Raw genomic sequence first — 14,960 nt, 5'->3', positions numbered from 1 at the left:
CCTATGAAGGCTCTGTCCTTCTACTTTTTTATTTGCTTTTACTTGCTCTTCTGTCCAACATGTATTGTAGCTCTACATGCTGTCGAAGCCTGTCAATGAAAGCTAGACTTTCTTTAGTGCGAATTTCGTGTTATAATAGGTACTGTATATCTTGAATTATATAAAACAGAAACGGATTTCGGACTTATACAGGGATGTGTCCCCCGCTGCTTTTAAGAGATACATTCTTTAGGGTCTGATTTTCGTTTTAAAATCCAAATTTAGAAAGAGGATTTTTATGAAACAGGTGACCATCGGGCCAAATGATGCAGGGCAGCGGCTGGATAAATACTTAACCAAAACCTATCCCAACCTGCCACAGGCCATGATGTATAAAAGTATCCGGAAAAAAGATATCAAATGCAATGGGAAACGGTGTGAAATCTCCACCAGGTTAAATGTGGGCGACGTATTGACCATGTACTTAAAGGATGAATTTTTTCAACAGTCGCCAAAAGAATACGATTTCCTAAAAGCGCCAAGCAAGCTCAACATCCTCTACGAAGACGAAAATTTGATGCTGCTGGACAAAAAGCCTGGGTTGATTGTTCACCCCGACGAACACTACCATTTTGATTCTTTGATCGCGCGGGTTCAACATTATCTCTATGGAAAAGGAGAATTCCAGCCGGAGAACGAGGCCTCCTTTGCCCCTGCGCTGATAAACCGTATCGACCGCAACACCGGCGGAATTGTGATGGCCGCCAAAAACGCAGAGACCCTGCGCATTATGAACGAGAAAGTCAAACAGCGGGAGCTCACCAAGCTGTACCTCTGCATCGTCCACGGCCACATGCCCAAGCGTGCGGAAACACTGGAGGGCTTCCTAGAAAAAAATGAAAAGCAGAACCGGGTATATATTTCCCACAAACCAACGAAGGATACAAAAAGCATCCGGACGCGCTACCGTGTTTTGGCAGAGCGTGGGCGGTATAGCCTTTTAGAGGTGGAACTTCTAACCGGGCGAACCCACCAAATACGCGCGCATCTCGCCTCAATTGGGCATCCCCTTGCAGGCGATGGGAAATATGGGACCAATGCGATCAATAAGGAATGTGGTTTCAAATATCAAGCTCTGTATTCCTATAAATTGCGTTTCAATTTTACTACGCCTGCGGGCATTTTGGAGTATCTCAATGGGAGAACCTTCGAGACAAAGGAGATTTGGTTCCTTAAAGATTTTTACCAATGGCCAGAATTAGCCCCACAAGGGACAATCCTATAGATTTTGTATTGAATGAATCCAGATTCTTTCTATAACGGAGAATCATAAATCTGTTCAAGTGCAGTACATAGAGCATTTTTAATTTCGGATAAGAGGTGACGCAATCATGATGGACAAACCAGACGATTTGACCGGTCTTGTTGACGCGATTGACGACGTTTCGGAACTGGTCTATGTCGCAGATCCAGAAACCCATGATCTTTTGTATATGAATCGAGCCGGTAAAACAGCTTTAAATATTGATTCCTTAGAAGGTTTGAAATGCTATAAGGTGATTGAGCTACAGGATGCCCCCTGTCCGTTTTGCACCAATCAGTATCTCCGAACAGATGAAACCTATAGCTGGGAAACAACTAACCCTGTTACTGGCCGTCATTATCTTTTAAAGGATCGGCTAATCAAATGGGACGGGAAACTGGCGCGCTTGGAAATTGCATTCGATGTCACAGATTATGAAAAAGAAAAAAAAGATTTGCGGTATGCGTTAGACACCCAGCAAGTGGTTCTAGACTGTATTCGAATTCTATATAAGGAACAGGATCTGGATAAAGCGCTCAATCAGGTATTGCAGATCATCGGGCAATATCTTTCCGCAGACCGCGCCTACATTTTTAAAATCCGGGGCGACAAAATGGACAACACACACGAGTGGTGCCGTGAAGGTGTTGTGCCGCAGATCGATTCTTTACAGGGATTGGATGTTTCCATTGTTATCCCCTGGGAAAATGAGTTGCAAAACCATCAATGCATCATTATGAAAGACATCGAGGAAATCCGGGGGGAAAAAGTCTATGACGTCCTTTCCCCACAGGATATCCAAAATATGGTGATCGCACCCTTGGAAGAGAACGGGCAAATCAATGGATACTTTGGTGTAGATAATCCGCCCCATGAGAAAATTCGTAACATCGTCTCTCTTTTGGAAACCTTGCGCTATTTCATTATGATTACCTTTCAGAGGCACATGGATGAACGCCGTTTACAGCATCTAAGCCTTCATGATACCCTAACCGGCTTTTACAACCGCAACAAATACATTTTGGATATTCCTGAAATCGCGAATGCGGGAGGGTCTGTTGGTGTGGTATTTCTCGACTTCAACGGACTTAAAGAGATCAATGACTTTTATGGCCATTCTTATGGGGATCAAGCGTTGAAAAAATGTGCAGAGAAGATGCGGGCTGTATTTGGAAATGCAAATTTGTATCGCACTGGCGGCGATGAGTTTGTGATTATTGCCTCAGATCAATCTGAAACCGCATTTCTTTCGCTTGTAGATACCTTAAGGGCCTCCCTCACGGAAGAACAACTTCCTGTTGCAATGGGATATCAATGGCAGGAGACTTCCAGCGATCTGAAAACGTTGATTACCTTAGCGGATCAACATATGTATGAGGATAAACGCCGTTTCTATAAGGATTCTGTTTCGTCGGAAAATCCTACACGTCGCCCGCGCAATAGCTCTTGTATTGAATAAAAAGGAACGCATTTGAATCATTTTCCCACAATATGTTCACCGTTCCCTTGTGAATTCTTCCCTGCTTTCCCCATGTCCTAGCATGGCCAACCGTGAGGAGCCCCCTCCCATTCGGAAGAAAAAAGGACGTTTGATCCTCTCGTTGGGGGGTTATAAAAGCCTGACCACACGTATTGCACCCTTGCAAGCCTAAAGGACATGGAGAAAGAGCATGTTACTTTATAGAAAAAGCAAATTGGCTCCATTTGTGCAGCTAGGGTGCTTCTTAAAACTCTGGGCGAAGGGTTGCAGATATCCGACCTAAAAGAGCGTAAAAAATAGCGCCGTTGTTTTTACAACGACGCTATTTTTTACATATATGCAGATTTTCCTCTTAAAGGACTTTTTTATTTGCTCTCTACAGGAGCAGCTGCATTTCTCTTTTTCTCTCTATGCTCTTCCCACGCCACATAGAGCGGGCCTGCAATGCAAACGGAAGAATAACAGCCTGCAACAATACCCACCATCATCGGGAGTGCAAAGGTCGTGACAGAAGTCAATCCATAGATACTACCCACGACAAAAACCGCTGCGATCGCCACAAAAGTCGTCAGGGATGTATAAATGGAACGTGTCAATGTCTGATTGATGCTGGCATTAACAAGCTCTGCATAGGGGGTCTTCGGTCCCATCAGGCGGCGGTTTTCACGGATACGGTCATAAATAATAATCGTATTATTCAGAGAATAACCGAGAATCGTCAGCACGACCGCCATGAAGCTGTCGTTAATTGGCATTCGGAATACCACGAACGCAAAGTAAACAATCAAAACGTCATGCAACAGGGCAACAATAGCCATTGCACCGGCCGTCAAGCCGCCAATCTTCCGAAAACGGAAACCAACATACACAAGCAACAAAATAAAAGCGATCAAAACAGCCATCGCACATTTCAGAAGGAAATTCTTGCCCATTGTCGGATTGACCGAACTGGACTCCACCACCTCAAAATGTGCATCCGGATATTGCTCATCGAGTGCTGATGCAATGCTTTGCTGTTCCTCCAAGGAAATCGAATCTGTCCCCGCAAAGGAGATGGATACGCTGTTGTTCGCTTGTGTGGGATCGTCTACTGTGGACATATCTTCATGGATACGAACCGTAACGTCTTTTCCACTGGCATCCTTCACAATGTTTTCCACTTCTCCCTGCTGGATACTACCAGAATAGGAATAACGGATGACTGCGCCGCCAGTAAACTGAATATCCAAACTTGTGCCGAAAATGAAATTAAAAATAATACCAATCGCTATAATAGCCAACGAAATCCCAAAGAAGATCTTTTTTCTTTCGCAAAATTTGATATGATATGTTCTCATTTCGCGGCACCTCCATATAACCATTTATTGCGGAAGCATTTGAATCCCGAGACAGACTTCAGCATCAAACGGGAAGCGCCGACGCCCATAATGAAATTGCCAATGTTGCCAACCAGCAACGTATAGCCGAACGAATACACCGAACCTGTGGTGGAAGCACCAAAAATCCAAGACAGGATATTGGTCGGGCCGAACACCATCATTAAAATGAGGGCCACCATCATCGTGGTGATATTTCCGTCAAAAATAGCCCAGAAGCTGTTGGCGAAACCTTTCTGAATTGCGCCGTCCAACGTTTTATCGGAATTGATTTCTTCCTTAATACGGGTAGATGTAATGACATTTGCATCAACCCCCATGCCAATCGAGAGAATAATACCTGCGATGCCGGGCAGGGTCATCGTAAAGCTATTAATAAACGGGAAGAAGCCGGACACTGCTGCAAAGCAAAGAGCAATCTGGCCAAGCAAGGCAATGATCGCCACAAACCCAGGCAGGCGGTAAACGATCAACATAATTAAACAAACCAGAATAAATCCGATGATTCCGGCCAATTCCATCGCACTCAGTGCGGATGCGCCCAACGTCGGGCTGACCGTGCTGAAGTTTGTCGTGACAAGCTTAAAGGGCAACGCACCAGCGTTGATCTTATTCGCTAAGTCGGAGGCTTCCGCTGCGGTAAAGTCGCCCGTAATAGAGCATCTGCCATCGGAAATCACCGAATTTACCGTCGGGGCAGAAATCATGGTATCATCCATCCAAATAGAAATAATCTGTCCCTGCAAACGCTCGGTTGCATCTGCAAATTTCTGAGCACCGTCTTCGCTCAACTGCAAGGTAACTTCATACTGCGTGGTGCCCGTTGTTGGGTCTTGGTACATCTGGGCCTCTGCACTTGTAACGTCGCTACCCTCCAGGATGACCGAATCTGCCGTCGTTCCTGTCGGCGTCTTATATACCGGGTTGCCGTCCGCATCTGTCTCCTGCGTGGCATATTCATTCCCCTCACGGAATGTCAGCATTGCCGTTGCAGAAAGTTCTTCAATTGCAGATTCGGGATCAAAACTTGTCTCATCATTTTTCCAAGGGAAGCGGACAATGATATGATCCTGATTATAATCCACATACAATTCATAGTCCGTGATATTCTGGTTGACCATACGAAGTTCAATGATTGCCCTAGCAGAATTCAATTGATCTTCTGTGGCCTTCACACCTTCTGTATCCGGGCTGAAGGTTGCCTCGACACCGCCATTGATGTCGATTCCCCACCGAATGTCGCTCGCACCTTTTATGTAGGTGATGGTGTTATCTCCGTTTTGCCCATGTACCCCAAATAAGGAGACATAAGTGAAAACCAAGATAAGGAGGGCGACGATGAAAAATACTGGTTTTCCTACTCGCTTCATGCGTAAATCCTCCAATGTCTTTTGGTTTCTGCGCTGCCCCGCAGACGTAACAGAACTTATTATAGATTTCTTATTCTAAAAAGTCAACGAATTTGGTGCAAATCGGCCAATAAAATTATTTATTGTCCGTTTTTTTGCCTAAAGCGACCAGAAAATATGAATTAATTATATCTCCTATACTCGTATATGAATAATCCAATCTATTAATAAACCAGCAATGTATTTGAGCTCAGAAGTGCTAAACTGTATTGATCCCCAAAAGAGGGTATTAAAAATGACCATTTCATCACCCGTCCTGCGGTGCATGAACCAGTTGTTTTCCACGTTTTAATGGCTACATTCCATTTTTTAGCTTTCTGTTGTAGCTACCAAAGCTCTAGAATAGGACCTTATATAATGCGGCCCCTGACTGGATACACGATATCCCTAAATAAGCTTCGAACCATGCTGGCTTTTGGACCTGATAGAACCGAACCTTCTATTCAGCCTAAAAGGCAATCACAACCACTAGAAAACTAGTGGTTTGCTCAGACCCCAGAGGGGTCAGTACTTGCTGACCCCTAGAAAGGGTACTGAAAAATATCATCGCATCGTTTGCCCTGCTACTGGTAAACCAGTTCTCTTTGGTACTTCATAGCATTCTGCGAGAGGGACACTTTTCGCGAAAATCCCCGCCTTCCTTTCAGAACCTCCGTACCATTCTTTTTCCTTTGAAGAACGAACGATTTTTTACTTTTTCTTTTGCCAAGGTTTTTTTACCTACCCCCGGTAGAACCGGGGGTTTTGTCATGCTGAAAGCGATAAAGAAAAAGCGGATACGCTTATTAAACGTATCCGCTGCTAAAGCAGAAATAAGCTGATATACGATTATGCCCGGTCTGCAAGAATTTTTTCCACCGCGGCAAGCTGAACAGCGATACAGAACAGATCCATCGCCAGCTCCAGCTCAGAAACCGGCGGATACGTCGGAGCTACGCGGATATTGCGGTCACGCGGGTCTTTCTGATACGGGAAAGTAGCGCCCGCACCCGTCAAAGTGACGCCGGCTTCCTTGCACAACGATACTACACGCTTTGCGCAGCCGTCCATAACATCCACACTGACAAAATAGCCGCCATTCGGATTGGTCCACTCCGCAATATTCTTCCCACCGAGCGCAGATTCCAGCTTTTCCTGGACAACCTGGAACTTCGGCTCCAAAATGGCACGATGCTTTTCCATTTGCAGCTTTACCCCATCGAGATTGCCAAAGAAGTAGATATGACGGAGCTGGTTCAGCTTATCCGGGCCGATCGTTTGATAGGAATAATGCTCACGGAATACCGTGAGGTTGTGCTCGCTGGCACCCATGGCCGCCACGCCCGCACCGGGGAAGGTAATTTTGCTCGTGGAAGCAAAGAAAATAGGCATATCAATGCTGTGCTGCTTACGGCACTCATGCCACAAGTTCAGCAGCGTGTCCGGCGTATCGGTCAGATCATGGACACAGTAGGCGTTATCCCAGAAAATCTTGAAATCGGGCGCCGCAGGCTTCAAAGCGGCGAACCTGCGGACGGTTTCATCCGAATACGTAATGCCTGTTGGGTTGGAATATTTCGGTACGCACCAAATGCCTTTGATGGTCGGATCGTCTTTGACCAACGATTCTACAACGTCCATGTCCGGGCCCTGATCCGTCATCGGTACAGTGATCAGTTCAAAGCCAAAGTACTCGGTAATTGCGAAATGCCGGTCGTATCCCGGAGAAGGGCACAAAAACTTCAGATGCCCCTGCTGGCTCCAAGGCTTGCAGCCTGGGAAACCATGCGTCATAGCGCAGGAGATCGCATCGAACATCATATTCAGGCTGGAGTTGCCGCCCACAATGATATTATGATCGTCAATGCCCAACATCTCTGCAAACAGCTCCCGCATTTCCGGCAGTCCATCGCCCAGGCCGTAATTGCGGCAGTCGTCTCCGGTGGAGGCGTATATATTTGAAGTGGAATTCAAAATGTCCAGCATCGGCATGGAAAGATCCAACTGATCCACACCGGGCTTTCCGCGCGCCATATTCAGCTTCAGGCCTCTGGCCTTAAAGTCCGCATAGCGCTTTTCCAAGTCCGCCTTTTCTGCGCTAAGCGCCTCATTTGACATTGAACGATAATCCAAAACCAGCATCTCCTTTAAATAAAAAATGCATTAAAACTATTTATCCCTGCATCCCATTTCGAAAACGTTCCTATAACCCGTCTTTACCACATAAAAACACGATGGGATTTGCGCGTTTCAGCGCTCTTCCTATTGTAATCGATCAACCCAAAAAACGCAAGTCAAAAAAGCTCTTCTTGCATTTTTTGGAATAAGGCAGATTCTATGGACACTTTTGCGCAAATTCTTGTCAATATCGACGACGGGATGCAACCTGTTTCCCTGCAAAAAAGGGCCACATGCCGTTCTCCTTCCCCATCTGCTTGGAAAACAAGCAGGGAAAAGAAAGACATGTGGTCATTTTGCAAGATCTTATCGAAATTTACGCAGAATTCTTCCCATTAGAATTCTGCCGTACCGGTTGTGCGCGGGAAGGGCAACACGTCGCGGATGTTGGCAATTCCAGTGAGGTACATCACAAGGCGCTCAAATCCAAGGCCAAAGCCCGCATGTTTTGTACCGCCATACTTGCGCAGATCCAAATACCACCAATAATTTTCCTCTTCCAGCTGGAAGTCCTTCATCCGCTGCTGGAGGATCTCCAGGCGCTCCTCACGCTGGCTTCCGCCGATGATCTCTCCGATGCCGGGTACCAGCAGGTCCACAGCGGCGACCGTTTTGCCATCGTCATTCAGGCGCATATAGAACGCCTTGATCTCCTTCGGGTAATCGGTCACAAATACCGGCTTTCCAAAGACCTGTTCTGTGAGGTATTTTTCGTGCTCGGTCTGTAAATCGGTGCCCCAATCCACCTTATATTCAAAATTCTCGTTGTTCTTTTTCAAGAGCTCTACCGCCTCGGTATAGGTCACTCGGGCGAAATCGGAATTCACCACGTTGTTCAAGCGGTCTACAAGCCCTTTATCGACAAATTGGTTAAAGAATGCAATGTCCTGCGGGCAGGTGTCCATCACATAGCGGATCACAAACTTCATCATATCTTCTGCCAGCTGCATGTCATCCTGCAAGTCTGCGAAGGCGATCTCCGGCTCGATCATCCAAAACTCCGCCGCATGGCGCTGGGTATAGGACTTTTCCGCACGGAAGGTCGGTCCAAAGGTGTACACCTTGCCGAAGGCCATCGCCATGCATTCGGCCTCCAATTGGCCGGAAACCGTCAAAGATGTGTGCTTCTGGAAGAAGTCCTGGCTGTAGTCAACAGCGCCATCCTCTGTACGGGGCAGATTCTCTGGGTCCAGTGTCGTGACGGTAAACATCTCGCCTGCCCCTTCGCAGTCGCTCCCGGTGATGAGAGGCGTGTGGGCATAGACAAAGCCATTTTCATTGAAGAATTTGTGAATCGCATAGGCCGCTGCACTGCGCACACGGAATGCCGCGCTGAACGTATTGGTGCGCGGGCGCAAATGTGCGATGGTACGCAAATATTCCATGGTATGGCGCTTCTTTTGCAGCGGATAGTCCGGCGTAGAGGCCCCCTCCACGATAATCTCCGAGGCATGAATTTCAAAGGGCTGCTTTGCCTCCGGCGTCAGGAGCAGTTCTCCTGTGACAACAATGGCAGAACCAACATTCAACTTTGCAATGTCCTTATAATTGGGCAGCTTATCCGCCTCAAAAACGATCTGCACGCCCTTAAAGCAGCTTCCATCGTTTAAATCAATAAATCCGAGCGCTTTCGAATCTCGAATTGTGCGCGCCCAACCGCATACAGTGACCGTCTTTCCTCCGAGCTCTTCCATGCCGGCATAGAGCTCTTTAATCTCTGTTCGCTTCAAAGTACTTGATCCTCCTGTTTTCTGCGCGCAAAAGCCATGGCTGCTGCGCGTTTCATTCATATGTTTCTATATTATAACAGGACACCTATCGGTGCAAGTAAAATATTTACGCAAAATTTAAAAAATCTTGTAAAACCCCCTTGATTTTTTCAAAAGAATCCGTTATAATAATCAAGCTGTCACCGATGATGACAAAACAAAGCCATTTGGAGAGGTATTCTAATTGGTAAGGAGCCACATTGGAAATGTGGTGTGCCGCAAGGCATTGTGCGTTCGAGTCGCATCCTCTCCGCCACAAGAAATTCCAAACAATTCGCTTCGGATTGTTTGGAATTTTTTCTTATATTCCGTTGTGATGCGCTTGACTTCCCCACGAGCTACCTGACCAAATTTATATAATGGGAGGTTTCCCTATGGATTTTCTGGAGATTGCAAAATCGCGCCAGAGCTGCCGCGACTATGACAGATCCCGCCCGGTGGAGCGTGAAAAGCTGTTAGCCTGCTTGGAAGCGGCCCGCCTTGCCCCCTCTGCCTGCAACGCCCAACCCTACCATTTTACATTGGTAACCGGCAAACAGGCCGAAGCGGTGGGCAACTGCACCCGCAGCCTCGGGATGAATGCGTTCACAGAATCGGTTCCGGCATTTGTGGTAATCAGTGAGGAACCCTACAATCTGACTGCCGGTGCTGGCGCAAAAGTTAAGGGACAGGACTACCGCTCGGTGGATATCGGCATTGCAGCGGCCTACTTTACCGCGGAGGCCACCGCGCAGGGATTGGCCACCTGTATCCTCGGCTGGTTTGAAGAGAAAAAACTGCAAACACTGTTACACTTGCGCCGTCCTGTGCGCCTGGTGATTGCGGTTGGCTATGCGGCGCCAGGGAACCCACTGCGCGCCAAAAAGCGCAAAACAATGGAGGAGCTGACGACATGGAAGTAAGTGCAGAAAAACTCTTCTTTTTTGAAAAAGATCCCGCTATGCTGGACGTCTACCTATCCATTGAAGCGGTACTTTTAAAGCGCTATCCGGGAATTCACGTCAAGGTGCAAAAAACACAGATCACCTTTGCGGGCCGCCATGGATTTGCCTTTGTTTCGCTGCCATTCCGAAAGGTGAAGGGACGTCCGGAGCACTATCTGATCCTTTCTTTTGGGCTCTCGCACCGCATGGACTCCCCGCGCATCGCGATTGCCGTCGAACCTTACCCCAACCGCTGGACTCACCATGTCGTGATCCAAAACGCCAGCGAGCTCAACAGCGAGATTTTGGGATGGTTGGATGAGGCGCACGCTTTTTCGGAGAGCAAACGATAGCAGATGCTGCTGCAAATTTGAGCGTTTGCTTCAGCCTCTTGCTGTCAAAGTCCAAGCAGTTTCTTCGCTTTATTTCTCCTAATGTGTTTAGAAACGATTATATTGCATAAAAAAGGCTTGCGCCGCTTTTCAACGGCTGCAAGCCTTTTTGTCATCTGAAAACCACTCGCCTAGCGAGTGATTTTCAGATGACAAAAATGGGCAAGTGTGGCCATACTTGCCCTGCTTGCCAAAATGTGCGCTTTCCGGAAGTATCAGTGTTTGAGAAGATCAGAGCTGTGCTATTTCGTTCTTGCGTTATCCTATTCGATGTGGTAAAATAAAGTCAAAATTTAGAATTTGTTTTTATTATGAGAAGGTGACGGAGTGCCAAAGGTTGCTTATTCTGACGAGGACAGAGAACGTATTAGGATGCAGCTTGTTACAGTTGGGCTTGACCTAATGGCAAAACAAGGCATACAACATACAACCGTGGAGCAAGTATATAAAAAAGTTGGTATTTCGCGAACGTTCTTCTATTCCTTTTTCGCAACGAAAGAAGATTTGATTGTTGAAACGCTTTACTTGCAACAGCCCAAAATCATCAAGTATGTACAAACGCTGATGGCCGATCCTGCTTTAAGCTGGCGTGACGCAGTGAAACAATTTCTCCATGCCTGTTGTTATGGAGAAAAAAATGGAATTGCTGTTTTAACGATTGAAGAACAACAGCTCATTTTCAAGCGTCTATCAAAGGAAAGCTATCAAGTGTTCCGCCAAAAGCAACTTCGTCTTTTTGGAGAAATTTTAGAAAACTTTGGAATAAGGGCAGATACAGCAAGGATCAATCTATTTACGAATTTAAGTTTGACAGCGATGGTTGTACGCAGAGCCATCCCCAATACGCTTCCCTTGTTTGTTCCGGAGGCCGCTGATGAGACGGTCGATTTTCAACTGAATGCGATTGTGGATGCCTTGGAGAAATTGAAAACAGCCCCCACTCCTTGATGGGTGGGAATGAAAAATCCGTCCGAATATTATGGTTTGGCGTCATATTCAGATGGATTTTACTTTACTCAAAATAAAAACAAATTTTATTATTTATCTTTATTTTATGGCTATGAGAACGAAAACCAAACAAAGGAGGACACACGATGAACGTATTTGATCTGTTCGTAAACAAATATCCGCCGGGTAATGACTTGCGAAAACCAACCGCTGAAACGCTGGAACAATTTCAAGGAAAACTGCCGGCAGAACTCCTTGACTTTTGGCAGGAATATGGCTTCGGAAATTATGGCGGAGGATTACTGAAAATTATAGATCCTACGGATTATATTGATACGCTCACACTTTGGCTGGGTGAGCAGGAAGATTGCTTCCCCATTTTAATGACTGGATTCGGAACACTTTTTATTTACCGCAAACGATCTGAAACAGCCGGCGATATGTGTTTGCTGGACATTCACTACCGCAGATCAGGCAGTTTTTCTACCGGTTTTTCCGATTTTTTTGAGCGTATCCTTCCCGCTGAAAACTTTGCGGAACAATTTTTGCGAGTGGACTTATTCCAAGAGGCATCCGCTAAGCATGGCGGCCTTGCAGAGAATGAGATTTTTTTCTTTGCTCCGGCTTTGGCGTTTGGCGGAGCCGAGTCCATTCAATATGTCGAAAAAGGGAACGCCGTTGTTCATCAGCACCTGTTATTTGAAATGGGAACGGACAATTCTAGTGCTGCAAAGCCTGACGATATGTGGTCGCAAGCCTATGAAGCCAACCCCCATGTATTTGAATTGGAGAACGGTGGTTTAATGGTTAGCTTTCCCTTTTCGGAAACGGTGGATACCATCTTGCCGATAGCACCAGAAACGCTATACGAGGTTGAGGGAGAGACGGTTTCGCTGTGGGCGCTGACGTTTGTTAGCTTGACAAAAGAGGAAAATCTCGGCTTTTTGGAGTATCACAGGGCTTTGCAACGGCTACAGCCCTACATCTTAGAAACAAGAGGGGACTACCTATTGATCCGTGGCATGAGCCTGGCGGAGATGGAATGTGTTTTGTCGGACGCCATAGATTGATCGCCATTCATTTTCAAAAATACATATTTAGGAGGAAAAAGTATGGGCTTTTTTAGCAAGTTGTTTAAGGGACCGGAAATCGATATGGAAAAGAGCCATGCAAATGCGAAAAAAATGCGCGCTCTATTTAACCAGGTCGTTGAAGGCGGGGACAATTATAGGCTGATTTTCGGATATACCGAGGATGTGAGCCGCTTCAATTATGGATTTGTTCATGGGAGTAAAACGAAAATCGGAAATTTAATTGTCGGCTGGAACGAGGCCAGTCAAACGATTGTGGTCGTTCCCACGGTACCCGATCTTTCCGGCTGTGGTGATCCGACCTACTATCGCCGCTCTGAAATTTTGAAAGCCTATCGAAACAAATACCCTACCGATGCGTTTATCATTTACCCAGACAAAAAAGGATATATCGGTATCAATGCCTATGATTGGCTGGAAGATGAAAAGCTATATGTCTATGTTTCGCAGGACGAGGAGTTGGCCGCTTTTACTGATTTCTTTATGAACAGATTTGCAACAAAGTGAGGTTAAAATGCCTTTGGGAGAAATTGGAGCGATCCTGCTGTTCCTTTTGGTGGTATTTATATTTGGTAATCTGTGGTTTCATTTTATAGAAGCAATATTAAGACGGATCAAAAAGCTGTTTACACGCCGCCAAAAACCTCCGGCATGGCATACGCTCCCCCCTGATGAGGAGGACAGAAAAAAAGATGGATATAAACGAAATTAGGAAACGGGCGCAACAAGCCCGTGAGAAGGCCGCCGATGCGATGAAAAAGACTTTTGAAAAAAGCGAAGAACTGGTTAATAACCTCGAGGTTTCCAGCTCTGAAAAAGAAGCATCTATATCTGCTGCTGAGGCAGAGGAACAGATCCATGCCAGCACGGAGCGGCAAGTAGAAATTCTTGGTCAGATATTAGGGGCCGATGGTGTGGCACAAATGGCCGTCAATGAGGAACTATTACAAAAAATGGTCAATGAGAAAGTCGCTGAAGCTACTGCTTCCACTACAGAGAACTTGATGGGGCAACTTTTTGGAGAAGATATGGGCGTTCTCGCGGCGGCTCTGGAAATGCTGGAGATGGAGGATGCCGACGAAGAGGAAGAACCCGTATGGAATTTAGAACTGGAGCAAAACCTTTATATTACCTTGGATGAAACCATGGCTCGGCTTGAGGCCATCCCTGAGCCAGAACCGATTCCTTACCAAAAAAATGACGCAAAATGGGAACGCTTTGGCATCTTGCTGTCTGGTATTGTATCGACCCTTAACGACCACAATCTGTATAGCATGGATGTGGAGGAACATATCCCAGTCATGGAACAGAAAGTCGTGTCCCTTGTACGCCGCTCCTGGGGGATAAATGGTCGTAGCGATCTGCTGGATATGATCCGCTATTTAGCACAGGAGGGCTATATCCTGCGGTATCAGCTTTATAGTGAGGCATCCTCGCCTGAGGAACTGATGGACGAAACCATGGACGAGGATGACTGTGAGTCTACCAAGCGGGCATGGCGGTTTGCACAACGGTATAAAAGCCAATATGCCCCTGGCTTTATGGCTGGATGGGATATTGGCCGGGCGGCGATGCTGACCCGTTGGGGCTGCTATTTAGGCTGGCTCACGGAAAGCGAAGCTGTTGGTATTCTTTGGGATCTCTCCCAAAAGGTTGTGGAGGAGCTGCATAGCTGGCGCGAATTTGCCCAGTCTTATCTTTTTGGCGGTCTTATGTGGAAATTGCTATGCGGTGACAGCTCCGCTGGAAGTTACCTGGGCTATATTGCAGACGCCGCCACAGACCTGTTGACTGGAAAAGCAGAGCAAGACAGCGGACAATGGCGGGATTGCCCTTGGCCTGCACAGAGAAAAATCGGCTTTACATTGTAAACCCTTTGAAAATTACTGTTATTCACCAGCCTCCAACAGAAACGGCATATATAAAAACGTTGGATTGGTAGCTGCGTTGATGTGCGGTCCTGTGCCGGGCTGCTGCAACGCAATTCAGTCAGTGGCAACATAAAGAAAGGACTGGCCGCTATGTAGAAATACAGGAAAGAAAATTAAGCAGCCGCTCAACGGGATTCATTCTGAATGGAAAAAGATAAAAGTCAAAGGACAGCGTATCGTCCCAACTGCTGTCCTTTGACTT

Annotated in this window: 12 protein-coding genes and 1 tRNA gene; 9 read left to right on the top strand and 4 right to left on the bottom strand. The window is 46.5% G+C overall.

The window, feature by feature from the left end; all coding sequences use genetic code 11:
- Positions 1–277 precede the first annotated feature (277 nt).
- Together I2E77_RS12455 and I2E77_RS12450 are read left to right on the top strand one after the other, a co-directional pair.
- Positions 278–1,264, top strand: a complete 987-nt coding sequence (locus I2E77_RS12455) for an RluA family pseudouridine synthase (protein WP_195451342.1) — start codon at positions 278–280, stop codon at positions 1,262–1,264.
- 106 nt (positions 1,265–1,370) lie between these two features.
- Positions 1,371–2,741 carry a sensor domain-containing diguanylate cyclase gene (locus I2E77_RS12450; RefSeq protein ID WP_087231938.1) on the top strand — a complete coding sequence of 457 codons (1,371 nt, stop codon included), beginning with the start codon at positions 1,371–1,373 and terminating at the stop codon, positions 2,739–2,741.
- Positions 2,742–3,127: 386 nt separating this feature from the next.
- Here the strand turns inward: I2E77_RS12450 and secF are convergent, their stop codons facing one another.
- From secF to asnS, 4 genes are all read right to left on the bottom strand, one after another.
- Positions 3,128–4,099: a protein translocase subunit SecF gene (secF, locus tag I2E77_RS12445; RefSeq protein WP_195451341.1), complete on the bottom strand. Its 972-nt coding sequence runs from the start codon at positions 4,097–4,099 to the stop codon at positions 3,128–3,130.
- Positions 4,096–5,508 carry a protein translocase subunit SecD gene (gene secD, locus I2E77_RS12440; RefSeq protein ID WP_087231932.1) on the bottom strand — a complete coding sequence of 471 codons (1,413 nt, stop codon included), beginning with the start codon at positions 5,506–5,508 and terminating at the stop codon, positions 4,096–4,098. Before secD ends, secF begins: the two co-directional genes overlap by 4 nt.
- Before the next feature lie 867 nt (positions 5,509–6,375).
- Positions 6,376–7,668: an aminotransferase class I/II-fold pyridoxal phosphate-dependent enzyme gene (locus I2E77_RS12435; RefSeq protein ID WP_087231930.1), complete on the bottom strand. Its 1,293-nt coding sequence runs from the start codon at positions 7,666–7,668 to the stop codon at positions 6,376–6,378.
- A 371-nt stretch (positions 7,669–8,039) separates the two neighbouring features.
- Positions 8,040–9,434 (bottom strand): asparagine--tRNA ligase, encoded by a 1,395-nt coding sequence (gene asnS / locus I2E77_RS12430; RefSeq protein WP_087231927.1) that lies wholly within the window; start codon positions 9,432–9,434, stop codon positions 8,040–8,042.
- Positions 9,435–9,642: 208 nt separating this feature from the next.
- Between asnS and I2E77_RS12425 the strand changes: the two genes are divergently transcribed.
- The 7 genes from I2E77_RS12425 to I2E77_RS12395 all read left to right on the top strand — a co-directional run bounded on the left by I2E77_RS12425 (position 9,643) and on the right by I2E77_RS12395 (position 14,698).
- Positions 9,643–9,729 (top strand) — tRNA-Ser (locus tag I2E77_RS12425).
- Positions 9,730–9,847: 118 nt separating this feature from the next.
- Positions 9,848–10,375 (top strand): nitroreductase family protein, encoded by a 528-nt coding sequence (locus I2E77_RS12420; protein ID WP_195451340.1) that lies wholly within the window; start codon positions 9,848–9,850, stop codon positions 10,373–10,375.
- Complete coding sequence (locus I2E77_RS12415) at positions 10,366–10,749, top strand: DUF5655 domain-containing protein (RefSeq protein WP_087231922.1); 384 nt, start codon at positions 10,366–10,368, stop codon at positions 10,747–10,749. Before I2E77_RS12420 ends, I2E77_RS12415 begins: the two co-directional genes overlap by 10 nt.
- A 366-nt stretch (positions 10,750–11,115) precedes the next feature.
- Positions 11,116–11,736, top strand: a complete 621-nt coding sequence (locus I2E77_RS12410; protein WP_191363138.1) for a TetR/AcrR family transcriptional regulator — start codon at positions 11,116–11,118, stop codon at positions 11,734–11,736.
- Between the two features lie 146 nt (positions 11,737–11,882).
- Complete coding sequence (locus tag I2E77_RS12405; protein WP_195451339.1) at positions 11,883–12,806, top strand: T6SS immunity protein Tdi1 domain-containing protein; 924 nt, start codon at positions 11,883–11,885, stop codon at positions 12,804–12,806.
- 42 nt (positions 12,807–12,848) lie between these two features.
- Positions 12,849–13,334 carry a hypothetical protein gene (locus I2E77_RS12400; RefSeq protein WP_087231913.1) on the top strand — a complete coding sequence of 162 codons (486 nt, stop codon included), beginning with the start codon at positions 12,849–12,851 and terminating at the stop codon, positions 13,332–13,334.
- 185 nt (positions 13,335–13,519) lie between these two features.
- Positions 13,520–14,698 (top strand): DUF1266 domain-containing protein, encoded by a 1,179-nt coding sequence (locus tag I2E77_RS12395; protein ID WP_195451338.1) that lies wholly within the window; start codon positions 13,520–13,522, stop codon positions 14,696–14,698.
- The last annotated feature ends 262 nt before the right edge of the window (positions 14,699–14,960 follow it).

This window comes from Anaeromassilibacillus sp. 1001302B_160321_C8, assembly GCF_015554745.1.
Lineage (GTDB): Bacteria > Bacillota > Clostridia > Oscillospirales > Acutalibacteraceae > Anaeromassilibacillus > Anaeromassilibacillus stercoravium.
Note: the sequence above shows the minus strand (reverse complement) of the source record. Positions and strands in the feature narration are given on the sequence as shown.